The organism is Pseudoalteromonas gelatinilytica (assembly GCF_001641615.1).
GTDB lineage: Bacteria > Pseudomonadota > Gammaproteobacteria > Enterobacterales > Alteromonadaceae > Pseudoalteromonas > Pseudoalteromonas gelatinilytica.
Window position 1 is genome coordinate 116409 of record NZ_LRRU01000023.1, and the last position, 25555, is coordinate 141963.

24 protein-coding genes are annotated in these 25555 nt (G+C 42.0%); 14 read left to right on the plus strand and 10 right to left on the minus strand.

What is annotated here, in order from left to right; translation table 11 throughout:
* Positions 1-76: 76 nt before the first annotated feature.
* The 3 genes from minC to minE are packed head-to-tail and all read left to right on the plus strand — an operon-like array spanning position 77 to position 1861.
* The gene (gene minC / locus NH153_RS20620) at positions 77-781 is read left to right on the plus strand and encodes a septum site-determining protein MinC (RefSeq protein ID WP_063707426.1); all 705 of its coding nucleotides are present in this window, start codon (positions 77-79) and stop codon (positions 779-781) included.
* A 5-nt stretch (positions 782-786) separates the two neighbouring features.
* Entirely contained in the window at positions 787-1596 is an 810-nt protein-coding gene (minD, locus tag NH153_RS20625) for a septum site-determining protein MinD (RefSeq protein WP_063707427.1), read from the plus strand.
* A gap of 1 nt (position 1597) precedes the next feature.
* On the plus strand, positions 1598-1861 hold the full coding sequence (minE, locus tag NH153_RS20630; RefSeq protein ID WP_054552047.1) for a cell division topological specificity factor MinE: 264 nt from the start codon (positions 1598-1600) through the stop codon (positions 1859-1861).
* A gap of 38 nt (positions 1862-1899) precedes the next feature.
* Here the strand turns inward: minE and NH153_RS20635 are convergent, their stop codons facing one another.
* Together NH153_RS20635 and NH153_RS20640 are read right to left on the minus strand one after the other, a co-directional pair.
* Complete coding sequence (locus NH153_RS20635) at positions 1900-2316, minus strand: GNAT family N-acetyltransferase (RefSeq protein WP_063707428.1); 417 nt, start codon at positions 2314-2316, stop codon at positions 1900-1902.
* 73 nt (positions 2317-2389) lie between these two features.
* Complete coding sequence (locus NH153_RS20640) at positions 2390-5179, minus strand: TonB-dependent receptor (RefSeq protein WP_063707430.1); 2790 nt, start codon at positions 5177-5179, stop codon at positions 2390-2392.
* A gap of 390 nt (positions 5180-5569) precedes the next feature.
* Here NH153_RS20640 and NH153_RS20645 point away from each other — a divergent pair, with 390 nt between their 5' ends.
* Positions 5570-6298 carry a copper homeostasis protein CutC gene (locus NH153_RS20645; RefSeq protein WP_063707433.1) on the plus strand — a complete coding sequence of 243 codons (729 nt, stop codon included), beginning with the start codon at positions 5570-5572 and terminating at the stop codon, positions 6296-6298.
* Positions 6299-6300: 2 nt separating this feature from the next.
* The gene (locus NH153_RS20650) at positions 6301-7161 is read left to right on the plus strand and encodes a glucosamine kinase nucleotide-binding domain-containing protein (protein ID WP_063707434.1); all 861 of its coding nucleotides are present in this window, start codon (positions 6301-6303) and stop codon (positions 7159-7161) included.
* Here the strand turns inward: NH153_RS20650 and NH153_RS20655 are convergent.
* Complete coding sequence (locus NH153_RS20655) at positions 7158-7883, minus strand: AraC family transcriptional regulator (protein ID WP_063707435.1); 726 nt, start codon at positions 7881-7883, stop codon at positions 7158-7160. The genes NH153_RS20650 and NH153_RS20655 overlap by 4 nt on opposite strands.
* Positions 7884-8046: 163 nt before the next feature.
* On the opposite strand from NH153_RS20655, the gene NH153_RS20660 reads away from it, so the two are divergent.
* The 7 genes from NH153_RS20660 (at position 8047) to NH153_RS20690 (ending at position 15581) form a co-directional block, all read left to right on the plus strand.
* Positions 8047-9207, plus strand: coding sequence for a Gfo/Idh/MocA family protein (locus NH153_RS20660; protein ID WP_063707436.1), 1161 nt, complete (start codon positions 8047-8049; stop codon positions 9205-9207).
* Positions 9208-9213: 6 nt separating this feature from the next.
* Complete coding sequence (locus NH153_RS20665) at positions 9214-10266, plus strand: sugar phosphate isomerase/epimerase family protein (protein WP_063707437.1); 1053 nt, start codon at positions 9214-9216, stop codon at positions 10264-10266.
* Between the two features lie 34 nt (positions 10267-10300).
* Positions 10301-11521, plus strand: a complete 1221-nt coding sequence (locus NH153_RS20670; protein WP_063707441.1) for an MFS transporter — start codon at positions 10301-10303, stop codon at positions 11519-11521.
* A gap of 24 nt (positions 11522-11545) precedes the next feature.
* Positions 11546-12238: a 3-keto-disaccharide hydrolase gene (locus tag NH153_RS20675; RefSeq protein WP_054552038.1), complete on the plus strand. Its 693-nt coding sequence runs from the start codon at positions 11546-11548 to the stop codon at positions 12236-12238.
* A gap of 1 nt (position 12239) precedes the next feature.
* Positions 12240-13919 carry a GMC family oxidoreductase gene (locus NH153_RS20680; RefSeq protein WP_063707442.1) on the plus strand — a complete coding sequence of 560 codons (1680 nt, stop codon included), beginning with the start codon at positions 12240-12242 and terminating at the stop codon, positions 13917-13919.
* Positions 13920-13921: 2 nt separating this feature from the next.
* Positions 13922-14677, plus strand: a complete 756-nt coding sequence (locus NH153_RS20685; protein WP_063707444.1) for a gluconate 2-dehydrogenase subunit 3 family protein — start codon at positions 13922-13924, stop codon at positions 14675-14677.
* Between the two features lie 73 nt (positions 14678-14750).
* Positions 14751-15581, plus strand: coding sequence for a sugar phosphate isomerase/epimerase family protein (locus NH153_RS20690; protein WP_063707446.1), 831 nt, complete (start codon positions 14751-14753; stop codon positions 15579-15581).
* A gap of 84 nt (positions 15582-15665) precedes the next feature.
* Here the strand turns inward: NH153_RS20690 and NH153_RS20695 are convergent, their stop codons facing one another.
* Complete coding sequence (locus NH153_RS20695; protein WP_063707448.1) at positions 15666-15917, minus strand: hypothetical protein; 252 nt, start codon at positions 15915-15917, stop codon at positions 15666-15668.
* An 831-nt stretch (positions 15918-16748) separates the two neighbouring features.
* Between NH153_RS20695 and NH153_RS20705 the strand changes: the two genes are divergently transcribed.
* Entirely contained in the window at positions 16749-17195 is a 447-nt protein-coding gene (locus NH153_RS20705) for a hypothetical protein (protein ID WP_063707452.1), read from the plus strand.
* A 41-nt stretch (positions 17196-17236) separates the two neighbouring features.
* On the opposite strand, the gene rnd is transcribed toward NH153_RS20705, so the two are convergent.
* The 3 genes from rnd to NH153_RS20720 form a co-directional block, all read right to left on the minus strand.
* Positions 17237-18367, minus strand: a complete 1131-nt coding sequence (rnd, locus tag NH153_RS20710; RefSeq protein ID WP_063707455.1) for a ribonuclease D — start codon at positions 18365-18367, stop codon at positions 17237-17239.
* 48 nt (positions 18368-18415) lie between these two features.
* Positions 18416-20077: a long-chain-fatty-acid--CoA ligase FadD gene (gene fadD / locus NH153_RS20715; protein ID WP_063707457.1), complete on the minus strand. Its 1662-nt coding sequence runs from the start codon at positions 20075-20077 to the stop codon at positions 18416-18418.
* A 117-nt stretch (positions 20078-20194) separates the two neighbouring features.
* Positions 20195-21046, minus strand: coding sequence for an alpha/beta fold hydrolase (locus tag NH153_RS20720; protein ID WP_063707459.1), 852 nt, complete (start codon positions 21044-21046; stop codon positions 20195-20197).
* 110 nt (positions 21047-21156) lie between these two features.
* Here NH153_RS20720 and NH153_RS20725 point away from each other — a divergent pair, with 110 nt between their 5' ends.
* Complete coding sequence (locus tag NH153_RS20725; RefSeq protein WP_063707462.1) at positions 21157-22446, plus strand: alkaline phosphatase; 1290 nt, start codon at positions 21157-21159, stop codon at positions 22444-22446.
* An 88-nt stretch (positions 22447-22534) separates the two neighbouring features.
* On the opposite strand, the gene NH153_RS20730 is transcribed toward NH153_RS20725, so the two are convergent.
* The 3 genes from NH153_RS20730 to NH153_RS20740 form a co-directional block, all read right to left on the minus strand.
* Entirely contained in the window at positions 22535-22858 is a 324-nt protein-coding gene (locus NH153_RS20730) for a hypothetical protein (protein ID WP_062565644.1), read from the minus strand.
* Between the two features lie 76 nt (positions 22859-22934).
* Entirely contained in the window at positions 22935-23627 is a 693-nt protein-coding gene (gene tsaB / locus NH153_RS20735; protein WP_063707465.1) for a tRNA (adenosine(37)-N6)-threonylcarbamoyltransferase complex dimerization subunit type 1 TsaB, read from the minus strand.
* Between the two features lie 10 nt (positions 23628-23637).
* A complete protein-coding gene (locus NH153_RS20740) occupies positions 23638-25554 on the minus strand; it encodes a DNA repair helicase YoaA (RefSeq protein WP_063707466.1) in 1917 nt (638 codons plus the stop codon).
* Between the last annotated feature and the right edge of the window lies 1 nt (position 25555).

A 25555-nucleotide genomic window follows, 5' to 3' on the forward strand; every position in this document is an offset into this window, starting at 1 on the left:
TTTTTACTGTATATGCCTTGTTCAGCCTGTGTTTATACTTAAATAATGCTAATCCAGACAATTCAATTGAGCGTGTATGTCGGAACAAATTTTTGAATTAAAAGGGAACCTTTTTACGTTATCTGTTTTACATTTATTTTCAGCAGATACAGCCCTTTTAAGTAAGCAGTTAGATGAGAAAATCGCCCAAGCACCTAAGTTCTTTGCCGGTGCGCCTATCGTAATCAACTTAAGCGACGTACAAGATGAAGCGCTTGATTTCTCTTTCTTAAAATCAATGTTAAGTGGTCTTTCGTTAAACCCGGTTGGGGTTTGTAATGGCTCTCAAGAGCAAAACGAAATCGCAAAAGCTGCGGGCCTGTCGGTGTTAAATTATTCACAAGACGTTAAGGGTGCGACCGCTAAACAACAAACAAATACATCTATCGTTGAAAAAACCGTTCACCTGCCTGCGCAAGTTATTCATGGCACTGTACGTTCGGGCCAACAAGTGTATGCTAAAGACCGCGATTTAATCGTGATTGGCGCTGTAAGTCATGGTGCCGAAGTGATTAGCGATGGTAATGTGCATATTTATGGCACCTTACGCGGCCGTGCAATTGCAGGGGCAAAAGGTTACAACGAAGCAAATATATTTTGCCAAAAATTAGAAGCAGAACTTGTTTCAATTAATGGTAGTTATTGGATCAGCGACTCTCTTCAGGGTGAACACTGGGGCAGCGCAGTACAAATCCAACAAAAAAATGATTCATTAGAAATTTCAGCTTTGGTTAAAGGATAAATCTCATGGCAAAAGTGATTGTCGTTACTTCTGGTAAAGGTGGTGTTGGTAAAACCACATCGAGTGCTGCGATTGGCACAGGTTTAGCGCTTAAAGGCTTTAAAACCGTTATTATCGACTTTGATATTGGTCTGCGTAATCTTGACCTTATCATGGGTTGTGAACGCCGTGTTGTTTATGATTTCGTAAACGTAATCAATGGTGAATCAAACCTAAATCAAGCACTTATTAAAGATAAGCGCGTCGATAAATTATACATTTTACCTGCCTCACAAACACGTGATAAAGACGCCCTAACCCGTGACGGTGTTGAGCGCGTACTTAACGAGCTGAAAAAAGATTTTGATTACATTGTATGTGATTCACCAGCGGGTATTGAAGCCGGTGCAATGATGGCAATGTACTTCGCTGATGAAGCGATTGTAACAACGAACCCAGAAGTATCATCAGTACGTGACTCTGACCGTATTCTTGGTATTTTACACAGCAAGTCAAAACGTGCTGAAGAAGGCCTAGAAAGCGTAAAAGAACACCTACTATTAACACGTTATAATCCTGAGCGTGTTGAAAAAGGCGAAATGCTTTCAGTAGAAGACGTACAAGAAATCTTAGCGATTAAATTACTGGGCGTTATTCCAGAATCACAAGCTGTACTTAGTGCATCAAACTCTGGTCAACCGGTTATCTTAGATTCTGAATCGGATGCAGGCCAAGCGTATACAGATGCTATCAATCGTTTATTAGGCGAAACTGTTGATTTTCGTTTCTTAGACGTAGAGAAAAAAGGCTTATTCAAACGGATTTTTGGAGGTTAATGTGTCTTTACTTGACTACTTCCGCTCAGAAAAGAAAAGCAGTGCGTCATTAGCAAAAGAGCGATTGCAGATCATTGTCGCGCACGAACGTTCACAGCGTGGTACACCAGATTACTTACCACAGCTAAAACAAGACATCCTTGATGTTATTCGTAAGTACGTGAATGTAAACACTGATGCAGTTCAGGTTCAGTTTGATCAAAACGAAGATGACTTAGCAGTACTTGAGCTAAACGTCACCTTACCTGACGAAGAAAAGAAATAGTCAAAATTGGGCGCTTAGTTTTTTAACAGCGCCCTTTTTTATTTCTGCCACTGCATATGAAACTCATAGTCGTCTTCGCCTAGCGTTTTAAACCCTGTCCGTTGATATAATCCATACGCTGGATTCGCTTTTAGCACCGTTAAATTAATCTCTGCTGTTTGCGCTTTGAGTGCATCTAACACCTTAGTGCCTAACCCCTTGCCCTGCTCTTTAGGTTCAATTTGTAGCTGTAACAAACTGATAGCTTGGTCACTCACGATGAACTTTGCAGCGCCTACACATTGCCCATCATTTAAAACTAAATGACTGTGCTCAAAATGCTCTGCCACTCTTGCTTGATGTTGCTCAAGTGATAAAAATAACCCTTGATTCTCTAAGTGCTCAACCATGGTATTTAATCTTAAGTCGAGTAAATAGGCTTTGTCTTGCTCCGTTGTTTTTACAAATTCAATCATTATTGTCTTAAAAAAGAAAAAGGTACTTTAATAAAAGTACCTTTTTAGGTTGCAACAAACAACATGTCTTGGGTTAGAAATTATAATTTGCGCCTAAGTAAAAACGGCGGCCTGAATATTGGTTATAGGTAAAGCGATTGCTTTGTTTCCAATATCCTTCTTCTATTTCTTCTGTTAAGTTCACCACTGACGCGGTAAACGAAAGATCCTCTGTTAAGTTATACGAGGCATTCACATCTAGCTGACCATAGTCTTTGGTATATAAGTTGTAGCCTTGGTGAATACCGTTGGCACGGTCATCTTTCCAGTTATATGACGCACGAACACTAAAGTCGTCATTCTCAAAGTACACCGACACATTATATTGGTGCTTAGCGGTGCCTGGTATTTCGGCCTCTGTTTTTTGTCCGTCTGTCGAGACTTCGCTGGTGCTGGTATCTGTGTAGGTATAGTTAGTTAAAATACCAAAACCATTATCAAACGAGTGCTGGAAGAACAGCTCTAAACCTTCTGATTTTGCATCACCCCCACCCACTTTGGTGTTCATTTCGACCTCAATTGGGCCGTTACAACAATCATGTTCACGCTCTACAATTTCTACTGTCGAGATTGGTAAGTTAGAAATATCTTTTGAGAATAACGTGGCACCCAGTGCAGAGCCATCGCCGTAATACCATTCAATACCTAAATCAAATTGGTCAGATAACATAGGTTCAAGCCCTGTGTTTACCGAGGTACCATTACCACGGCCTGTCCATGAATCAGGCGAGTTAATGTTCACTGGAGGACCGTATGACTCTGCTTGGCTTAAGTCTGAATAGCTCACTCTTGCCATAGTGCGTGCTGCGGCAAAGCGCACCACTAGATCTTCAGTTGCATCCCATGCAAGGTTAAAGCTTGGTAATACTTCACTGCCATCACTACTGCGCTCATTTGGATCCGTGTCGTCATCGTCTTGACCTATAACATCATCGTAGGTCAAGGTGCTCAGCTCTGTATTTACATAACGCACACCAACATTACCGCGGAAATCTTGCCATTCAAAATCCGCTTGGGTGTAAACAGACCAAATTTTTTCTTCTAGGGCATAGGTACCCGAAAGTGTTGGCACCACTGTCTGACTAAAGTTTTCTTTTAAGTAATCATCCAGCGCTCTGAAATCGAACGCTAAGAAGTTAAATGCGCCTGTATCACCCGCACTGTTATCAACCACATGGTCGCTTACTAAGGTTGGCGCATCTGGGTGAAAATCTGGATTATGGAACCACTCAGTGCCTGGCAAGTAACCGCGGTAACCGCCGTTATCAGCAATGCCGTCATCCCAACGAAAGTCATTACGAATGCCTTTAATTTCGTGGTCGCGGTATTTACCACCCACATAAACACGAGTGAAAAAACTGCCATCAAGGTCAAATTTCACATCTGTTTGAAAGTAATCTTCTGAGTCTTCATTTTCAGATGAGTATGAGTCAAACCAATCGTAATATTGATATGCTTCTTTATCAGAGGCTAAATCAGTCGACACTTCGTAGCTTGGTTTTCCGTTTTCAATAGACCACAACCAGCTGTTTACTGAGCCTAAACGTGCATCAATATTGGCGTAGGTTTCTTTTGAAGTTCCGCCTTCAGCTTCAGTATGACCAAGTTTTACTGTAATGCTGTAAGTGTCGCCATAATAAGTACCTTCAAAATCATAGGTGTTTGATTTTGACTCGCCAAAACGCTCACGCCCTGTTAATTGCGGCGATAACAAACCACGGCGAACAGCCACACCGTCATTTACATCGGCATCACCCCAGTTATTATCATTAAGTAAACCATTATCGCCATTACCGTAGGCAACCACGGTATCGCCATCAAGTACAATGCCGTAATACGGGTTGTGGTTATCGTTCCACTCGGCAAAAGTAATACTTTGCCCTGTTTGGTCGTAGCCTAACTTGGCACCAAAATAGTTAAAGTTTAAATCAAGTCTGTCACTCGGTGCCCACTGCACAGCGACTTGATAACCATCTCGTGTACGGTCTTGGTTTGAGTTATTAACACTCATCGCACGAGGCGCCCATACATTGTTGTAAACTTCGCCAGTGGCTTGGTCTACCAGCGCTGGGCGCTCTGCCCCTTCAACGGTATCTGAGTGAAAACGCCAGTGTGATGCGTTGTTAGTGATGATTGTTACGGTGCGATCTTGACGAGTAAAACCGGCCAGTACACCAAAGTTTTCGTCGTCATTTTTCCAAGAATACAGCACGTTGACTTGTGGCTTAGTGTCTTCAGACACATCATCGTAAGTCACCTCTGCACTTAACGCCCCTGAATTTGCTTCCATCTCAAGCGGTTTTCGGGTGTGTAAAATAACCGTACCACCAATACCACCTTCATCGATGCGTGCTTCAGCACTTTTGTACACTTCTACACTTTTGATCATGCTTGAAGGCAATAACGTGTAATTAAAACTACGGGTAGGAGTACCAGAACCTGATGAAGCAATATAGTTACCGTTTAATTGGGTGAGAGTCCAATCCGGTGACGTACCACGAATACTCACGCGGCTACCTTCGCCACCGTCGCGGTCAATCAAAACGCCCGATACACGTTGCAATGAGTCAGCGACGTTTTTATCAGGAAACTTACCAATATCCTCTGCGGTGATTGCATCAACTGTCGCCGTTGAAAGTCGTTTTATTGCTAAGTTTTCTGCAGTTGAAGAACGAATACCTCGTACTTCAATCACTTCTACATCATCATTAGCTTGCTCTGCTGCATAGCTTGTATTAATTGCAGCCAGTAGCGATATTAAAATTGCATTACGCTTAAAATGCCTTCCTTGCCCTTTTGTTTTTATTACAGTTTGATTGCCCATGCCTATCTCCAGTTGTGTGTTCTGTTTTTGTTTAAGAGCCTTTAGCCCCTGCAAAAACGATTTATTGTTGTCGGTTTTTAAACTGATTTTCGGTAGTTAACAGCTTGTTAAACTCAAACTCAGAATAGGGTGAGCGGTCAAAAAGTGATAATAAAAATTCGGTGAGAGATATGACAAAATCGGCGTTAGGAATATTTTATATTCATTTTTATATTTTCTGAATTATAGTTAAGCTCAGCGATTTTGAGTTTATCGGCTCAGCAAAACAAACTCAAACTAACATTTAAATTATTGATAATAAATAATAATTTTAAATTCCATGTATTTGTTAATCACTCACAAATTGAGTAACTAAAAAATAGGTGTAATAGATATGGTAAAAACACGCCCATGAATAATGGTAAATTTCTTGAAGTATGCCTAAACGAAGGGTGCTTAAAGCAGCTTGCTAACAACATTTCAATGGCTAGTAACTTAGGCGCGAAACGCTTTGAATTGTGCAGTAATTTACACCTAGGTGGCTTAACACCAAGTGTTAATGCGATTGACTGTGCGGTGAAAAACCTGACTAATAGTGCAGAGTTAGTGGTGATGATACGCCCCGAAGCAGGCAACTTTTTTGTTAGCGCTGAATGTCGCAACCTAATGCAAAAACAAATTACACTGGCAGCGAACGCGGGGGCGCATGGCGTGGTATTTGGTGCAATTAAACACGGCGAACTTGATTTAGAAGTGACCCGCTCTTTAGTTGCCACAGCCAAACAGCATGGCCTGATGGTGACCTTTCACCGTGCATTCGATACCCTTACAAACCCGTTAAGCGCACTTGAGAAACTGATTAGCTTAGGCGTTGACCGCATCTTAACAGCAGGCACGCCATGGCAAAGCGGTCAAAGTGCTGTAGATGGCTACAAGCTGCTCAACACATACTTAGCACACAGCGCTAATCAGATAGAAATTGTTATCGGTGGTGGCGTTACTTTAGAAAACGCGCCAACACTTTGGCAATTAATAAAAAACCATTCAGCAAAGGCAGCTGTGCATGTACACTCATGCGTGCACAACGAAAATGGTGCAATTAATGCTGAGGCTATCAATAAGCTTCTTTCAAAGGATTAAGCATGGCAATGTATTTTTTAGGTATTGATGGCGGTGGCAGTAAGTGTAAAGTCCGTTTAGAAAACGAAAACGGCACTCTACTCAGCGAAGCTATAAGTGGCTCGGCAAACGTGGCCACCAGCTACCAACAAAGCCAAGAGTCAATACTCCACGCGACTGAACATGCTTTTCATGAGGCAGGGCTTGCCTTAAGCGAGCTAAAAAACACTTATGTGCATGCAGGGCTTGCCGGAGCTAATATCGACTCAGCTTACCAAGCTATGACCAAGTGGCAGCACCCTTTTGCCAAGTTTACCCTGTCAACAGATATGCTGATTGCCTGTAAAGGCGCTCATCAACACCATGATGGCGCGGTGATTATTCTTGGTACGGGCTTTTGTGCGGGTTACCAGCTGCAGAACCAATTTAGCGAATTAGGGGGTTATGGTTTATTACTGAGCGATGGTGCCAGTGGTGGTTGGTTAGGTTTACAACTTTGCCGAAAAGCATTTGCAGTACTGGATGGTGTTGCGCAAAGTTCAGCGGCTGTAGATGCCCTGCTCACCCAGCTTAATTGCGACTCAAGCCAAGCGTTAAGTCAGCGTTTAATATCAGCGCGCCCTGCAGAGCTTGCCAAATTTGCGCCGCTTGTTTTTAGTCATTCTGACGATGCTTTTTGTCAGCAATTAATCAATGAAGCATGCGCATACATTAGCCGCTATATCGCTTACTTTGAAAAACAAGGTATTGAAAACGTCACCTTGATGGGCGGCATTGCCAGTGCCATCACCCCTTACTTAACTGATGCCAGTAAAGCGCATTTAACCCCCGCCCTTGCCAGTGCAGAGCAAGGGGCTATTTTAATGGCAAGAGCTGCAATTTAATTACCTAATTGCGAGCGCATTTGTGAGGGAATTTCACCAAACAAACGCCGAAATTGTTTGCTGAAGTAACTCGGCTCCGAAAACCCACACTGGTAGGCCACTTGTGAAATGGGCAGTTGCGTTTCAATCAGTAGCTTGCGGGCATTTTCGAGACGCACTTCGTTAATAAATTGATTAGGTGTTTTTGCTAAATGCTTTTTAAAGCGGCGCTCTAAAGCACTTACCGACAAATGCGCAAGCTCTGCTAATTCATCAATGCTGATCTGACGATGATAATGCTCGCGAATAAATTTTACCGGCTCTTCAATTGCCCTTACATGAGAAAGCGCTTTTGAGGTTTTTTGTAGATGTCGGGTTACTCCGTAAGTGCCAATCACATTGCCATCGTGATCTTTTAAAGCATGCTTTGATGTAGAAAACCAACCAAGCTCACCTTGTTGGGTTTGGTTCAGCTCTAAACGGTCAGTTACTATGTAGCCTTCCATCACCCGTTTATCGTCATTGACGTACTGAAACGCAAGGTGCTTTGGTGAAAAATCGAAGTCTGTTTTTAGCAATATTTGCTCCAGTGTTTTATAACCCTGATGCTCAATAAAATGCTGATTACAATGCAAGATTCTACTATCTGTGTCTTTTACCCAAAAGAGGATATCTGGCAGTAAATCAAATGCAGCAATTAGCTGATTTACGCCAGCTTTTTTTATTATTTCTTGAATATCCATCGCTTAATTTTGTCTCAATAAAGAACAGCCCTATATATTTTAAACGCCGATTTTGTTGCATTGTCAACCGAATTTTTATTAGCGCTTATTGGCTAAGCTTTCCTATTATCAATAACATGACATTAACAGTAGCAGACGCTATTTAAATTTAGGAGCGCTTGAGATGAGCAAAGCTAAGATCCGCATGGCAATGGTAGGCGGTGGCGATGGTGCCTTCATTGGCGCTATTCATCGAATTGCAGCGCGATTAGACGGAATGATAGAGCTTGTTGCAGGCGCATTCAGTTCAGACGCAAACAAATGTAAAGCAACTGGCGAACTACTTGGGCTTGATAGCAGCCGTTGCTACGACAGTTACCAAACGCTTTTTGCCGAAGAAGCAAAATTACCTGCTGATAAGCGTATTGATTTTGTGGCTATTGTCACCCCAAACCACTTACATTTTCCGGTCGCGAAAATGGCGCTTGAACATGGTTTTCATGTGCTCTCAGATAAACCTGCAACGCTTACTCTCGCAGAAGCAGAGCAATTACAAAGCATTATTGCAAAACAGCAGGTTTTATATGGCTTAACCCACACTTACACCGGTTACCCTATGGTCAAAGAAGCCAAGCATCGCGTAAAAGCAGGCGAGCTCGGCACCATACGTAAAGTCATTGTTGAGTACACTCAAGGCTGGTTAGCGCACAGCGAAGACGAAGGTTCAAAACAAGCAAGCTGGCGTTTAGACACCAGTAAGTCTGGCATTAGTTGTTGTATGGGCGACATTGGCGTGCATGCAGCTAACTTAGCCGAGTATGTCTCTGATCTCGAAATCACCGAGCTTTGCGCCGATTTAAATCATGTGGTTGAAGGCCGAGCCCTCGATGATGATGGCACTGTGCTTCTTAGATTCAACAATGGCTGTAAAGGCGTTTTACTGGCAAGCCAAATTGCTATTGGCGATGAAAACAACTTACGCCTGCGTATTTATGGCGATAAAGCCAGTCTTGAGTGGTCGCAACTTGAGCCTAATAGCTTATGGCTAAGAGGCCACAATCAAGCCGCAACATTACTTAGAGCAGGCGTGGGTGAATTACACCCTGACACGCAAAATGCCCTACGCGCCCCTGCCGGTCACCCAGAAGGCTACCTTGAAGCATTTGCCAACATTTACCGCAATTTTGCAGCGCAGATCCATGCATTTAATCAAGGCGATAACGCAACAAATTCAGCATTTGATGTACCTGGCATCAATGAGGCTGTGCGTGGTATGGCGTTTATTGAGCATGTTGTTGCTTCATCGAAGCAAGATACTAAATGGCACAAATTACAGATTGGATAAAAAAGAATGAATAAAATCAAAGGGCCAGCAATATTTTTGGCGCAGTTTATTTCAGATCAAGCCCCCTTCAATAGCTTTCGTGGTTTATGTGAGTGGGCAAGCGGTTTAGGTTACAAAGCGATTCAAGTGCCAACCTCAAACCCGACTATTTTTGATTTAGAAAAAGCAGCTCAAAGCCAGCATTACTGCGATGAAGTCACTGGTATTGCCACAGAGTATGGACTTACAATTTCAGAGTTATCAACACATTTGCAAGGCCAGTTAATTGCTGTTCACCCTGCCTACGATGAAATGTTCGATAACTTTGCCGCAGAGCATGTAAAAGGCAACCCTGCAGCGCGAACAAAGTGGGCAACAGAGCAACTGATGATTGCTGCTAAAGCAAGTAAAAACCTTGGCTTAACAACCCATGCGACATTCTCGGGTTCTTTTTTATGGCATACCTTTTACCCGTGGCCACAGCGTCCACAAGGACTTGTCGAACAAGGCTTTAGTGAACTTGCTAAGCGCTGGTTACCCATTTTAGATTGCTTTGACGAGCATGGCGTGGACGTGTGTTATGAATTACATCCGGGTGAAGACCTGCATGATGGTGTGACATTTGAGCGCTTTTTAGCAGCAACCAATAATCACCCACGCGTTAATATTCTTTATGATCCGAGCCATTTTGTATTGCAACAGCTCGACTATTTAGCGTTTATCGATATTTATCATTCGCGCATTAAGGCGTTTCATGTCAAAGATGCCGAATTTATCGCAAATGGCCGCTCAGGTGTTTATGGCGGATTTCAAAACTGGCAAGACCGACCAGGACGTTTTCGTTCTTTAGGTGATGGCCAAGTAGATTTTAAGCAAATCTTCAGCAAGTTAACTCAATATGGTTTTGATGGTTGGGCTGTACTTGAATGGGAATGCTGTTTAAAGCACCCAGAAGATGGGGCAAGAGAAGGCGCTGAGTTTATTAAAGCACACATAATAAACCCAACAGATAAAGCCTTTGACGATTTTGCCAGTGGCGCAACAAACACTGAGCGTAATAATCGAATTTTAGGTTTATAAAACCGACAACAATAGAACACACAGGACACACAATATGGACAACAATAATTATAACCGCATTGTCTTTCGGCTTTGCTGTATAGCACTGATTGTGACCTCTATGACCTTTGCCATTCGTGCTGGTATTTTGGGTCAACTTGGCAGTGAGTTTGGCTTAACCGACACCGAATTAGGTTGGGTTAATGCCATGGCATTTTTAGGTTTTCCGGTCGCGACTATGGTCGGCGGTATTATTTATAATGCCATTGGCGCGAAAAAATTAGTGGCGTTAGCGTTTATCTGTCATTTACTTGGTCTTGTTTTGACAATAACAGCTGATGGTTTTTGGGGCTTACTAGTTTCTACCTTTTTAATTGGTTTTGCCAACGGCGCTGTTGAAGCTGGCTGTAACCCACTAATTGCAGAAATGTACCCTAAAAACACCACCACTATGCTAAACCGTTTTCATGTTTGGTTCCCAGGTGGCATTGTGATTGGCGCACTTGCGTCGAATTTTATGTCGGGAGCAGGTTTAAACTGGCAATGGCAAGTAGCGTTAATTTTAATTCCTACGGTTATCTATGGCGCTATGCTGATCAAAGCACAATTTCCACGCTTTGATACGCGTACTCACTCTACCAGCAGCAATATTCGCCACTTATTTACGCCGTTATACATCTTTTTAGTTGCCTGTATGACGTTTACCGCAACCACTGAATTTGGCACACAACAATGGATTGAGCGTATTTTAGGTTCATCGGGTGCCTCTCCTATGGTGGTCTTAGCCTTGATCACTGGCCTAATGGCGGTTGGTCGTTTCTTTGCAGGCCCCATTGTGCATAAGCTCAACCCTACTGGTGTATTACTTGGATCTGCCATTTGTGCAAGCTTAGGTATTTTTATGATAAGCCAAGCCGAGGGCAGCATGATTTATCTAGCAGCGATGCTTTTTGCACTTGGCGTCACCTACTTTTGGCCGACCATGCTTGGCTGCGTTGCTGAATACATTCCAAAGTCAGGAGCGCTGGGGATGTCGTTAATGGGCGGTGCAGGCATGTTTGCTATGAGCATCTGGAACCCTGTAATTGGTAGCTGGATAGATACGGCACGCTCATCAGCAGAAGCAAGTGGCGCAAGCGCTGAACAAATTGAAATTTTAGCCGGACAGGCTGTATTACAAAACCTACTGATCTTCCCAATTATTTTAATCGTCGCATTCATTGGGTTGCATTTAGTAATTAATAACAACAAACGCACCGAAAAATGTGCGTCTTAAGCAAGTAAATCGTCGAGGAACACTATGTTTAAATCTCTTAAAGCACTGACTTTAATGCTCACCGTTAGTAGCTGTGCACTCGCTAATGCGGCTGACAATCAGCTAACACAACAAGAAAAGCAAGCTGGCTGGCAGTTGTTGTTTGACGGCAAAGATATGTCGCAGTGGCGTAATTTTAAAAGCGAATCTTTAAATCCTGCATGGGTCGTTGAAGATGGCGCTATGACATTAACCAAAGGTGGTGGCGACCTGCTTACTAAAAAGCAGTACCAAAACTTTGAATTACAGATTGATTGGAAAATCTCTACTAAAGGCAATAGCGGTATTTTTGTATTAGCTGATGAAACCGGACAGATGATTTACTCTCATGCACCTGAAATTCAAATTATCGATAACGAAGAACACCCAGATACCGAAATTGACTCGCACTTAGCAGGGTCAATTTACGATTTATTTGCAGCGCCAGTTGCGGCGCACAAACCAGCAAATAGCTGGAACCATGTACGCATTAAAATGCAAGACAACCACTTACAAGTTTGGCAAAACGGTATTAGCACCACCAGCATTGTGATTGGCAGTACAACATGGAACACCCTTGTAAAAGGCAGTAAGTTTGCAACCTGGAAAAACTTTGCAACGGCTGAACAAGGTCATATCGGGCTTCAAGACCATGGTGACAAAGTGTGGTTTAAAAATATAAAAATCAAGGAGCTATAAGATGTCTGATTTTAAACATAAGGTATTAGTTGTTGGCTCTGGTGCTGGCGGTGCAATGGCCGCATACACGTTAACCAAGCTTGGTCACAAGGTGTTATTACTTGAAGCGGGCCGTAATTATGACCCGAAAACAGAAAGCCCGATGTTTCGTCGTAACAACGAAGCCCCACTTATGGGTGCAGGTAACAAAGACAAAAACTTTGGCTTTTACGACGCAACCGTTGATGGCGGCTGGCAAGTACCTGATGAGCCTTATACCAGCGCCAAAGGAAGCGACTTTTATTGGTGGCGCGCACGTATGTTAGGTGGTCGAACTAACCACTGGGGCCGCTATTCATTACGCTTTAGTGAACACGATTTTAAAGGCAAAAGCCGTGATGGTCATGGTGCCGACTGGCCATTTGAATACGCTGACTTAGCACCTTGGTACGATAAAACCGAAGAACTTGTGGGTGTATGTGGCACCAATACTGGCCATGAAGATATGCCTGATTCGTCACCGGGTATTTTACAGCCACCACCAAAGCCGCGTGTTCCTGAGCTTTTAATTGCCGCTTCTGCAAAGAAAATGGGCATTCAAGCAGTGCCTATGCATCGCGCGGTATTAACTCGCCCTAAAGATGATCGCATGGCCTGTTTTTATGCGACACCTTGTGGCTCTGGTTGTTCAATTGGTGCTGCTTTTCAAACTACGACATCATTACTGCCAATGGCAAAAGCCACCGGCAACTTAAAAGTTATTACCGATGCCATGGTTAAATCAGTCAAGGTTGATGAGCAAGGTAAAGTCACCGGCGTCACCTATGTTGATAAACACACTGTAACTGAGCATGCTATCGATGCCGATGTGGTTATCTTAGCCGCCAGCGCCTGTGAATCAGCGCGTATTTTATTAAATTCAAAGAATAAAAAGCACCCTAAAGGCCTTGCTAACTCAAGTGGCCAAGTAGGTCGAAACTTGATGGATTCGACGGGTGCATGGTTAGGTGCGCAAATTCCGGCACTTAAAGGTCGCCCACGTTATAACGAAGATGGACATACCGCTAATCACTTATTTATTCCTTGGTGGGGTCATCAAGCACAAGCTAACAATGAATTAGATTTCCCACGTGGTTATCACTTTGAAATTGGCGGTGGCTTTAGACAACCAGGCTCGGGTGTATCGGGTGATAAACAAGGCTATGGCCCTGCCCTTAAACAGCAAATTCGTGATGCATATGGCTCTTACGTTGGTTTTGCTCTGCGTGGCGAGATGTTACCGAACAAAGATACCTACATGGAAATTGACGAAAACGTTAAAGACAAATGGGGTATTCCGGTATCAAAGTTCCACTTTAAGTGGTCTGACAAAGAATTAAAGCAAATCGAACATGGTTTAAAAACTGCGAAGCAAATTCTAGAAAACATGGGGGCGACCGTTGGCGAACTCCCACCTGCTGAAAAAGCAATTTCAAAAGGTGGCGAAATCATTCACGAAGTGGGCACCACACGAATGGGCAGCTCAAAGAAAGACTCTGTCACCAATCAATGGGGTCAAACATGGGATTGTAATAACCTATTTGTAATGGATGCGGGTGTATTTGCTTCTAACCCTCATAAAAACTGTACGCTCACCATCATGACACTGGCAATGCGTAATTCAACTTGGCTTGCTCAACAAATTGATAACGGGGTACTTTAATTATGCATCATCGTAACGAACACGACTCATATAACTATGTTTCGAACATGAGCCGCCGTGAGTCTTTAAAATGGCTTGGTCTATTAGCTGCGGGCTCGGCGATTGGTTTAACTGCTGGCTGCACAAAAGCACTAGAAGATGACGTCGTAGTCTCTGCAAAAGAGCATTGGCCTGATTTAGATATCAAGCCTGTAACCGCTAAAGGCTATGGTCAAGATCCTAATTTGGTGATGCCACCAGAATCACCTTGGCCACTGACCTTAACCGCAGACGAACTTACGTTGGTAGCACTATTAGCTGATTACATTGTACCGCGCGAAGGCGCTATTCCTTCAGCGAGTGAGCTACAAGTACCGGCCGTTATTAATGAATGGGTAAGCGCGCCTTATGAAGGCCAACAACGCGATAGAATTAAAATTTTAAATTCATTAGCGTGGCTTAACGATGAGGCACAGCTTCGTTTTAAAAAGCAATTTGTTGCACTTAACGAAAAGCAACATCGCGCGATTTTAGACGATATTGCGTTTTTAAACGAGCAAACACCTCTGCAATTTCAGCGCATTGGTAAAGCCTTTTTACGCTTTAAAGAGTTAGTGCTTGCTGCCTTTTTCTGTACGCCAGAGGGCTGTAAAGACATTGGTTACCTTGGTAATGTGCCTATTGCAGGTGATTACCCTGGTCCTTCTGATGAAGCAAAAGCCCATTTAGATCAGGTTTTAGCTGAGCTTGGTTTAAGCGAGTACGCCTATACCGATTAACTTTCCCCCTTGTGTTGTTTAATAACACAATTTAATGCAGGGGGTCACTCCCCTGCTTTTTTAGGATTTAAGTATGTTTAAAACCCGCATTTTATTGCTCATTATTAGCCTTGTATTTAGTGGTCAATTATTCGCAAAACTGCCAGTGAGTGTGCAATTGTGGTCAGTCAAAGACACCTTAAAAAATGACTTTAATGGTACGCTTAAATCACTTGCCGAAATGGGGTTTGACGGCGTGGAGTTTGCCGGAGACTTTGGCCCATATTCAAATAATCCAGCAGCCTTAAAAGCAAAGCTCAGTGAATTAGGCTTAGTTGCCAGTAGTGCCCATATAGGCTTTGATGCACTCAGTGAAAACACTATTGATAGCACCCTGCTGTTTTACAAGACCCTTGGCGTTACTACACTTTATGTACCTTGGGATGAAAGAGCATGGCACCCTGAAGGAGTTAAATCTCTGGTTAAAGAGCTTACTAAAGTCAGTGATTATGCGACCCGCTTTGATATGAAGATCGGTTTTCACAATCATAATAAAGAGTTTAATGCATTTAATAACGCTACATTTTGGGATTATATTGCCAGTAACACACCCAAGACCATGCCATTGCAGTTAGATATTGGCTGGGTTAATTACGCAGCTAAAGATCCAATTTACTTCATTAAACAGTACCCTAACCGCACGCTTGCTACGCACATTAAAGTACGTACGATTGAGGGAAGCAACATGAGCCCAATTATCGGCGAAAACAACATTGATTGGCCTGCCATCATCGATACTTTAGAGTCGCACGGCAACACAAAATGGTTAGTGCTTGAGCAAGAAGAATATCCAAACGGGTTAACCCCACTACAAAGCGTTGCTAAATCAAAACAAAACTTAGATAAGATCTTACTTGGTTTATAAGGTTATTTAGGAATGAGCTCGCTTTAAACACGTGAGCTCATGGCTTGGATTTAATTTAAATAGTCCTTTACTCATAGCTCTTTATTAGGGTTCATCTTGCCAGGAGCTATTGCCTTCAGAACGTTTTGCAAAGCTTTCTGGTTTCCTGATTGGTTTATCTATACTTTTATAGAATATCAAGATTCCCGCTCCACCTATGACAGGGAGTAACCAAACCAGTACTATTTGTGCTACTTTTTGAAAAGTTTCAAAATCATTTCTTTTATAAATTACTAAACTAATCAATATATTGAACAGTACCAGTAACCCCAAACCAGCTAGTACATAGTTTTCCATATCTTAATCCTATTGATGCCAAAAACACACTGTGGAAACGACCGAATGACGGCTTAAATTGTTTGTTATACGCTTTAAAACAAACAGCTAATCGTCCTTTCTTCGGTGTTTAAAGATAAATCGCCCAAATTGAAAACATAAAACTAAAAAAACAATGAGAAAAATAAGTCCATTTGCCCACTCCGGCAAAAACGGCACAATCTTCGGAGCAATGAGTTTAAGAATACCAAAAACAACAACGATGAGAAGAATGAATGCAGCCCCTTTCACAAAAGCGCTCCTAAATTTCCATTCATAATATCCGTTTATATTTTAAGAATACCAATGTCAAAATAATTTGCGGGAATATTCTTCGATGTACCCCCATCTCGCATAGAGGCAAAAGGAGTGGGCTATATTAACAAGCAAGTTTCTACTAGGTCTACAGCGGTTTGTTATGTGGTCCCCTGCTGATCTTTATATAGTTTTAAAAAATTACTTAAGGCATTGCTATTACAAAGTTTTTTAAGAATGTAATGTAAAGTTAAAAACTATAATATATTCGCATCGTGCATTTCCATGTAAATATACGCAAAGAATAATTCGGGCGTTCTCAATGACTCAGTATCCTTAATGCAGATATATACCTTGAGTTATTACACCACCCTCTTTTACATATATTCTTATATCTTTCATCGTTGAATATCTCATTCAATTTCAATAAGCTAAATAAATTACAATGCAAAAAATAATAATAAAACATTAAAAACAGCGTTTACTTTCATTTGTTCGGCAGATTGTATTATCTAAGTAGCGAAGTACTATATTAAAAAAGCCTCTCAAGGACTGAGAATGAACGTATTGAATTTAAGGAAGAGTTCAGAGAAAAGCACACTTGCGATCCTCGTGACTTTAGCTGTTTTAACATTGTCTATTCTAAAAGCGACATCCCAAAAGCATCCGCTCTATGAGCTACTTTTGCTGGCTTTTATGCTTACATCGTTAGTCATTACTTTTTTGGTATTGAGCAGTAAAAATGAGCTGACTATATGTCGTCACGGTATTTTTTATAGCTCAGCGTTTGGTAATGTTCATATTGAGCCAAACAAAACTAAACAAATTAAACAATTTTCTAAATATGGTTTTAATTGTGTAGTAATCATTGGTCATGGCTACTTTATATTCGCGCCATTTTATTATTTAACGTCGAAACAAAAACAACGATTAAAACGATATGATAATAACTTACTGCATTGGTTAGAGGTTACGCGTAAACGCAGTAAGTTTCAGGGCTTTTAATGCAAGTCAAAGCATAAAAAGCCCTTTAAAAAGTTAGTTACTTAGTTTTGCCACTCTTTAAGTACGTCTTTCACATACTCATAGCGCCATGAGTTAAACAGATCTGGCTTTGATGCAGCTTTACGCTCATCAGCATCGAGCTTCCAATTCCAGCTGATAAGCTGGTTAATCTGTTTTTTAGAGGCCAATACATCTTCAGGAATGCCCTGCTCTTTTGCAGCTTTAGTAATTTTTTGTTTAATATCTTTAGCGGCTTTTTTGTAAGCCGGAAAATCAATTAAACGTTTTAATTGTGCAGGTTGTTCGCTGACAGGAACAGCTTTACCACGCTCAATACATTTTAAAATTTCAACGCCCGAACGGTTCACTTCCATTGGCTCAACACCCGGCACTCTGCGTAACGCATTTAAACTTGCAGGCTTACGCTTAGCAATTTCAACCATGTTGTGCTCTTTTACTACAAAGTTAAGAGCGAGGTTTTTGCGCTCTGCCTTTTCACGGCGCCATGCAGCAAGCTCGCGTAATACAGCTAAGTCGTGCGGTCGTAATTGCCAAGCATTTTTAATGTCTTTGTAAAGCTGCTCTGCAGGTGTTTGGTAAGCACGTTTTTGCGCAACTAACTCGCTTTCGCTGATCACGATGTCAAAAAAGCCAGCTTCATCAATTTGTTTTTTAATAATTTCAAAACAAGGCAGTAAATGATACGTATCGGCAGCGGCGTAATCTAGTTGCTTTTCTGTTAGTGGGCGCTGTAGCCAATTAGTCCGTGATTCGCTTTTATCAATTTCGATATCAAGCAACTCTTTAACCATGTGCGCAAAGCCCATGCAGTTACCATGACCTAATATTTGCAGTGCAAATTGAGTATCAAACAGTGGTGTTGGTACAAAGCCAGCGTATTTTTGAAACACTTCAATATCTTCTGACGGTGAATGCAATACTTTTAACACTTCTGGGTTTTTGAGTACTTGCCAAAAATCAAAAAGCGACAACTCAGCCAGAGGGTCAATTAACGCTAAATGCTCACCATCATATACTTGAATAAGTGCAACTTCAGGGTAAAGCGTACGACGACGCATAAACTCGGTATCAATTGCCAGTACCGGTTTACCTGTAATTTTTTCTACAAAATCATTTAATTGATTTTGTGTTTCGATCAGTTGATATTGCACTTATACCCCTTTCTATACCATAAAAAAGCCGGCTAATGCCGGCTTTAATTATTTCTTTTCGTCCTTTAAGGCTCTTCTTAGAATCTTACCAACGTTTGTTTTTGGTAGTTCATCTCTAAACTCAACGAGTTTAGGCACCTTATAGTTCGTTAAATTATCACGACAGTGTTTTATTATATCTTTTTCAGTTAAAGATTGATCTTTTTTCACGACAAAAACTTTAACTTGTTCGCCACTGACCTCATGAGGGATACCAATAGCTGCCACTTCAAGCACGCCTTCGTGCATAGCTACAACTTCTTCGATCTCATTTGGGAACACGTTGAAGCCAGATACAATAATCATGTCTTTCTTACGATCAACAATATAGAAGAAACCTTCATCATCGTAAGTTGCAATATCACCCGTTGCAAACCAACCGTCTTTTAAGCATTCGGCTGTTGCATCTGGGCGGTTGTAATAACCTTGCATAACTTGTGGGCCTTTAACCCAAAGCTCGCCTGGCTCACCTTTTGCTGCCTCTTCACCATTTTCAAGCATAAGCTTAATATCAGTGCTAGGTGCTGGTAAACCAATTGAACCGTTATAACCTTCTAGGTCGTAAGGGCTGACCGTAACAAGTGGTGCACACTCAGTTAAGCCATAACCTTCCATTAATTTGGTTTTCGTTACAGCTTGCCATTTTTCAGCAACTGGGCGTTGTACCGCCATGCCACCGCCAAGTGACATTTTTAATGTTGAGAAATCAAGCTCAGCAAAACCTGGGGTATTTAGTAAACCATTGAATAGCGTATTTACACCCGTTACCGCGGTAAACTTGTGTTGTGCTAACTCTTTTACAAAGCCAGGCATATCACGAGGGTTGGTAATAAGTACGTTTAAACCACCGTATTTCATAAATGTTAGGCAGTTCGCAGTCAGAGCAAAGATGTGGTAAAGCGGCAGTGCCGTAATAACCACTTCTTTTCCGCGCTCTAATACTTTGTCTAAACAACCTGATACTTGTTCAAGGTTACCAACCATGTTGCCATGCGATAGCATTGCACCTTTAGATACACCCGTTGTACCACCTGTGTATTGCAAGAATGCTAAGTCATTTAAATCAACTGCTGGCTTTTTATAGCTTGCTTCGTTACCAGCAAGCGTATCTGCAAATTTGATTGCATTTGGCAATGTGTAGCTAGGCACCATTTTCTTAACGTGCTTAACCACAAAGTTAACGATGTGCTTTTTAAGGCCGCCCACCATGTCACCCACTTGGGTAACCACAATGTGCTTAACGTTGGTTTTTGGTAATGCTTTTTCTAGGGTATCGGCAAAGTTAGCAAGAATGAAAATTGCTGATGACTCTGAGTCATTTAACTGATGCTCTAATTCACGCACGGTGTAAAGTGGGTTTACGTTTACCACTACACAGCCTGCACGAAGAACACCTAAAATAGTCACAGGCGTTTGCAGTAGATTCGGCATCATAACCGCTACTTTGTCGCCTTTTTTCAGACCAAGATCATTTTGAATGTACGACGCAACACGTTTTGTTGCACTGTCTAACTCACTATAGGTCAACACTTTACCCATGTTGGTAAAGGCTGGAAGGTCACTATAGTCAGCAAAACTTTTTTCAAACAAGTCGAGTAGCGAGTGATAATGCTCAGGGTCGATTGTTTCAGGCATACCTTCTGGGTAGCGTTTAAGCCAGATTTTTTCCACTCTTAGCTCCTGTTTATAATTATATTTTTTAATAACCTTAATCTAACTAAGGCCGTTTCTCAATGGAGTAAATACTCTAATGGTGCAGATAATCCCACATTTGGTGCAATTATACAATTAACTTGCTTTATACTGCCCAATAAATGCATGAATGTGCTCTAAGGTTAATGCAGGACTTTGCATATGGCAATGGTGACCTCCAGGTATCTCATGAATTTTTAACTCCTTGTAATATTTACCATATGCCTCTAGGTTATCCCTAACGAAAGGGTAACCCTTATCTCCTAAGAGAAGCTGACATGGTGCGTTAATTTGTTTGATGGTTGCAATACATTGCGCCTCATCAAAGCGAAATCCTGAGTGATTTTTAAGCTTAGGATCGGTTGTTAAATACCACTTACCTGCTTTTTCGTAACTATTTCGTGTCATTAAAAGCTCTGCTTGTGGGTATTCAAGGTCACCACTTGCAAGCCTTGCACTAATAATGTGCGCTATTGAGTCAAATGCGCGAGGGCCTTTACTGTTTACCCGCGCTCTATTTAATATTGCTTTTCGAAGTTGGCTGCTCACTTCATTGCTGTTAGTTGTAGCGCAGCCGATCCCCTCAATAAAGTTTACCGATGCGACCTTTTCAGGGAAGCAACTAGCAAAAACGCCAGCCACCATGGCGCCCATAGAATGACCAACTAAATGCACTTTCGTTACATCAAGCGACTCAATAAACTTATAGACGTCATCAATGTAGTCAATAAAGTAATAATGGGCGTCACTACTTCGCCAATCAGATAAACCATGGCCAGGAAAATCAAGACAATACCAACGCTGATTTAGCTGCGCATTTTGTAACATAGGTATGTAACTATGTGCGTTATCAAGCCAACCATGTAAGGCAATCACAACCTCTTCGCCATGACCAAAGGTTAGGCCATGCATTGCCTGAGTGCCAGTTTGAAAAGAAAAAGGTTGCACAATTGCTCCTATTTATTAAGCGTTTCAACTTAAAGGCGTTTATTTATCGTCTGGCTAGTATACAATAATCCTCGCAGTATAAATAAGGGCACAATAATAAGGTTACATCAATGAAATTAAAATTAAGTCTTTTAGCATTATTATGCTCAGCAGGCTCAGTAATGGCTGAATCAGCACCAAAAAACATCATTTATATGATTGGTGATGGTATGGGCCCAGCGTACACAACTGCATATCGTTACTTTAAAGATGATCCAAATACTAAAGTTGTTGACCCAACTGTTTTCGATACGATTTTACGTGGTATGGCTCATACCTACCCAGACGATCATACCTATGTAACAGACAGCGCTGCTGGTGCAACAGCACTGAGCAGTGGTCATAAAAGTTATAATGGTGCAATTGCTGTTGATACTGATAAAAAACCAGTAAAAACCATGCTTGAAGTTGCCAAAGAGCGCGGTATGACAACAGCACTCGTAGCTACTTCGCAAATTAACCACGCTACACCAGCAAGCTTTGCTTCACATAACGAATCACGCCGTAACTACGACGAGATTGCTAACGACTATATCGATAACAAAATCGCGGGTAAATTACCGGTTGATTTAATGTTAGGTGGCGGCACGAAATATTACGTTCGTGAAGACCGTAACCTAGTGGAAGAGTTTAAAGCAGCAGGTTATCAGTACAGCGATGACTTTGCAGCAATGAGTGACTTAAAACAGGTTCCAGCACTTGGTTTATTCGCTGAAGTAGGTTTACCGTTTGCGCTTGACGAAAATCCAACGCGCCTTACGCAAATGACAACTAAAGCGCTTGATTTACTTGATGGTCAAAACGACAAAGGTTTCTTTGTGATGATCGAAGGCAGCCAAATTGACTGGTGTGGTCATGCAAACGACATCGCATGTGCTATGGGCGAAATGGACGACTTTGCTAAATCGATTGAACAAGCAAAAGCGTATGTTGATAAAAACCCTGATACTCTGCTTGTTATCACTGCCGACCACTCAACAGGTGGCTTAACACTTGGTGCTCATGGTCAATATAAGTGGGAAACTGACGTAATTAAAGGTGTTAAAGCAACAGCTGGCACTATCACAAAAGATCTACTTGAAAGCGATGACTTAAAAGCAGTATGGCAAAAGTATTCTGATATCGAATTCACTGATGCTAACAGCATTAAGCTAAGCGAAGCTAAGAAAATGGGCGAGAAAGCACTGCTACTTGCTGTAAAAGATATCATCAATCATGCCAGCTTCACGGGTTGGACTACTGGCGGCCACACCGCTATTGATGTGCAAGTGTTTGCCTATGGTAAACGTGCAGAAGATTTCTACGGTTCGCAAAACAATACCGCGATTGCCGACAAGCTGATTGATTTTATTAAGCAGTAATTTATATACCTTAGTAATCCAATCCAATCATAAAAAAAGCCTAAACATTTTGTTTAGGCTTTTTTGTGAATTCAGTATTAGCAATTAGCTAAGCATATACATCAACGCCAATAAGGCTTTGCACTTCGGCGCGACGCTCTAAGTTAGCAAATTCCGTATAGGTTGAAATAGCGCGACTGGTTTTTGGGTTGCTTGGTTTGTCATAAATTGTTTGCTGATAGCTTTGCGACTCAGCTTTAAACTCATCAGCAATAGCAACAGCTTGAGGGCTTGATTTAACATACTCTGTTGACGATTTTTGCTCAGCCGTTTGGTCTGATATCGCTTTAGGCTTATCAGTAACGGTATTTTTACGGCTATATTGACCGGGAATGTCACCAGTATAAAAGCCTGAGCCAATAGGTAAAGTCAAACTCGTAATTCCACATCAAACATGACTAAATTATGTGCCATAACTGACGGGCACGCAAGTCCCGTTACTCTCTCTGTTACTCTCGGCCTGGTAGCTTTTTCCAAGTCACTGTATCACGAACATATTTAGGCTGCGCATTCGCTGCAGTCACTGTATCACCGTGAGCATAGGCAGTTGCAATCGAGGCCAGCATGTACTTTGCATCAGGCAATAAAATGTTCTCATTTAGACTTACATTTGCAAGTTCTATAACAAGTGCAGGATAGGTCTGCCAACCCGTACCCACCGCAGTTGCCGCTATTTCAGGTAGCGTAAGCAACTCAGGTTTAATGACTTGCTCTTCATCAACAAGCAGCATTAAACCATTATCATCAGCTTTATAATGAGCGTAATAAATCTCACCCATACGTGCATCAATGGCAGAAAACACATCGCTGGCTTGGTCTTGTTCAAACGCTTGTTGCGCCATCATCTGCAATGTTGATACGCCAACCAAAGGTAAGCGTGCGGCATACGCTAAACCTTGAGCAATCGCAACACTAATACGCACGCCAGTAAAGCTACCCGGTCCTTGACCAAAGCCAATAACATCTAAGTCGGTTAGTTTACATTGCGCCTTTGCCAGTAACTCATCAATTAAAGGCAAAATCTTTTGGCTGTGCTGCTGTGGGCACTCTTCAAAATGATGAAATGTTTGCCCTTGATAATGTAGCACCAGCGATAACGCTTCAGTTGATGCATCTAAGGCAAGAATATTGTGTTTAATCATCTAAGTTACTCTAATTGATCTGTTCTAAAAACGCGTTTGCCATTGCTAAGTCGCGCGTGCGGCGCATGGGTGGCAAACTTTTTAAAAATACTTGGCCGTAATGGCGTGTTACTAGGCGGTTATCACAAATAACCAACACACCTTTATCTTTACTATCGCGAATAAGTCGCCCTACCCCTTGCTTTAATGCAATCACCGCTTGAGGTAATTGAATATGTGCAAATGGGTCTTTGCCTTGTAACTGGCAATCTTGCATTTTTGCTTGCAATAAAGGGTCATCTGGTGCGGCAAACGGCAATTTGTCAATGATAACACAACTTAATGTACTGCCTCTAACATCTACGCCTTCCCAAAATGAGGCTGTGCCGAGTAAAACGGCATTACCGTGACGGGTAAACTTCTCAAGGATAATGCGTTTAGACATTTGCCCTTGCATATAAACCGGATAATCCATTTGTGTAGTTAACCCTTCCGCCACTAAATGCATCATACGATAGCTAGTAAACAGCACAAAGCAGCGACCTTTTGCTGATTTAATCAACTCAAGGGTCAGCTTGATAATTGCGTGGGGCATATTATTCGCATGAGACTCAGGTAAGTAGCGCGGCAAACAAAGTAGTGCTTGTTGTTGATAATCAAACGGACTTTCAACAATCATGCTTTGCGTTGGTTTTAAGCCAAGGCTAGCGTTAAAGTGCGCTAAGTCGTTATCGACCGATAAAGTCGCCGATGTAAACACAAAACCTGCCCCAGTGTCTTTCATCATTTGTGCGAATTTAGCCGATACATTAAGTGGTGTAATGTTTACCGTTAGGTATCGGCGAGTGGTTTCGTACCAATAACTATAGCCCGTTTGTGCGGTATCAAATACCCGCTCTAACTGACCTTTAAAGGCCAGTGTACGCTCAAACGGATGCTCTATTTTTTCGCTACGGTCTAAGCATAACTTTAAAACTTGGTATAAAAAGTCGAGGTCGCTAATGACCCGGTGCAGTGCAGCACAAATCTCTTTATCGGCCAGTTTTTCACGCCAGTCACCACGGCTACCATCAACCCCGAACTGTAAGCGTAAATCTGCCACGCTGGTTTCTAACTTGTTGAGGGTTTTACCTAATTGCAGCATATCTGGGATATCTGCACGGTATATTGCTCGTAAGTCATTAATTAAATCCACCAGCTTTTTAGTGCTAACACTTTCACCAAAATAGTCACTGGCAATTTCACTAAGCTGATGCGCCTCATCAAAAATATAGGCATCTGCCGTAGGCATTAATTCAGCAAAACCCGTGTCTTTTACAGCCATATCGGCAAAGAATAAATGATGGTTGATCACCACCACATCGGCTTCCATGGCATTTAAGCGGGCTTTACGAATATAGCAATCTTGAAAATCGGGGCACTCTTTACCCAAACAGTTATCAGCGGTTGAGCTAACATAAGGCAGTACCTTGGCATCTTCTTCTATGCCAATACAATCTGCCAAATCGCCGGAACGGGTTTCACTTGCAAACTTTGCTACCATCGCGAGTTGATGCATTACATCAGGATCATCAGTTGGCACATGCGCAACATGCTGACTTAAACGATACGTACACAAATAATTTGCGCGGCCTTTTAAAAGGGCGACTTTTTTAGTGGCGCTCAGTGCTTTGACTAAATTGGGTAAATCACGGTGAAACAACTGCTCTTGTAGTGCTTTTGAACCCGTAGAGATGATGGTTTTGCCTTTTGATTTTAACGCAGGCGCTAAGTAAGCATAGGTTTTACCCGTGCCTGTGCCCGCCTCAACCACTAATTGGTGACGTTTTTTTAAGGCATCGTCAACTGCAACAGCCATATCAATTTGTGGCTGCCGAGGAGTATATCCATCAAGAGAAAGTGCAAGGGGGCCAGTGGCACTGAAAAGTTGTTTGATAAACTTCGCCAAT

What these genes read in the sequence shown, in the direction of transcription:
- minC (WP_063707426.1), top strand. Translation starts at nt 77, where the DNA reads ATGTCGGAACAAATTTTTGAATTAAAAGGGAACCTTTTTACGTTATCT.
- minD (WP_063707427.1), top strand. Translation starts at nt 787, where the DNA reads ATGGCAAAAGTGATTGTCGTTACTTCTGGTAAAGGTGGTGTTGGTAAA.
- NH153_RS20635 (WP_063707428.1), bottom strand. Translation starts at nt 2,316, where the DNA reads ATGATTGAATTTGTAAAAACAACGGAGCAAGACAAAGCCTATTTACTC.
- NH153_RS20640 (WP_063707430.1), bottom strand. Translation starts at nt 5,179, where the DNA reads ATGGGCAATCAAACTGTAATAAAAACAAAAGGGCAAGGAAGGCATTTT.
- NH153_RS20645 (WP_063707433.1), top strand. Translation starts at nt 5,570, where the DNA reads ATGAATAATGGTAAATTTCTTGAAGTATGCCTAAACGAAGGGTGCTTA.
- NH153_RS20650 (WP_063707434.1), top strand. Translation starts at nt 6,301, where the DNA reads ATGGCAATGTATTTTTTAGGTATTGATGGCGGTGGCAGTAAGTGTAAA.
- NH153_RS20655 (WP_063707435.1), bottom strand. Translation starts at nt 7,883, where the DNA reads ATGGATATTCAAGAAATAATAAAAAAAGCTGGCGTAAATCAGCTAATT.
- NH153_RS20660 (WP_063707436.1), top strand. Translation starts at nt 8,047, where the DNA reads ATGAGCAAAGCTAAGATCCGCATGGCAATGGTAGGCGGTGGCGATGGT.
- NH153_RS20665 (WP_063707437.1), top strand. Translation starts at nt 9,214, where the DNA reads ATGAATAAAATCAAAGGGCCAGCAATATTTTTGGCGCAGTTTATTTCA.
- NH153_RS20670 (WP_063707441.1), top strand. Translation starts at nt 10,301, where the DNA reads ATGGACAACAATAATTATAACCGCATTGTCTTTCGGCTTTGCTGTATA.
- NH153_RS20675 (WP_054552038.1), top strand. Translation starts at nt 11,546, where the DNA reads ATGTTTAAATCTCTTAAAGCACTGACTTTAATGCTCACCGTTAGTAGC.
- NH153_RS20680 (WP_063707442.1), top strand. Translation starts at nt 12,240, where the DNA reads ATGTCTGATTTTAAACATAAGGTATTAGTTGTTGGCTCTGGTGCTGGC.
- NH153_RS20685 (WP_063707444.1), top strand. Translation starts at nt 13,922, where the DNA reads ATGCATCATCGTAACGAACACGACTCATATAACTATGTTTCGAACATG.
- NH153_RS20690 (WP_063707446.1), top strand. Translation starts at nt 14,751, where the DNA reads ATGTTTAAAACCCGCATTTTATTGCTCATTATTAGCCTTGTATTTAGT.
- NH153_RS20695 (WP_063707448.1), bottom strand. Translation starts at nt 15,917, where the DNA reads ATGGAAAACTATGTACTAGCTGGTTTGGGGTTACTGGTACTGTTCAAT.
- NH153_RS20705 (WP_063707452.1), top strand. Translation starts at nt 16,749, where the DNA reads ATGAACGTATTGAATTTAAGGAAGAGTTCAGAGAAAAGCACACTTGCG.
- NH153_RS20725 (WP_063707462.1), top strand. Translation starts at nt 21,157, where the DNA reads ATGAAATTAAAATTAAGTCTTTTAGCATTATTATGCTCAGCAGGCTCA.
- tsaB (WP_063707465.1), bottom strand. Translation starts at nt 23,627, where the DNA reads ATGATTAAACACAATATTCTTGCCTTAGATGCATCAACTGAAGCGTTA.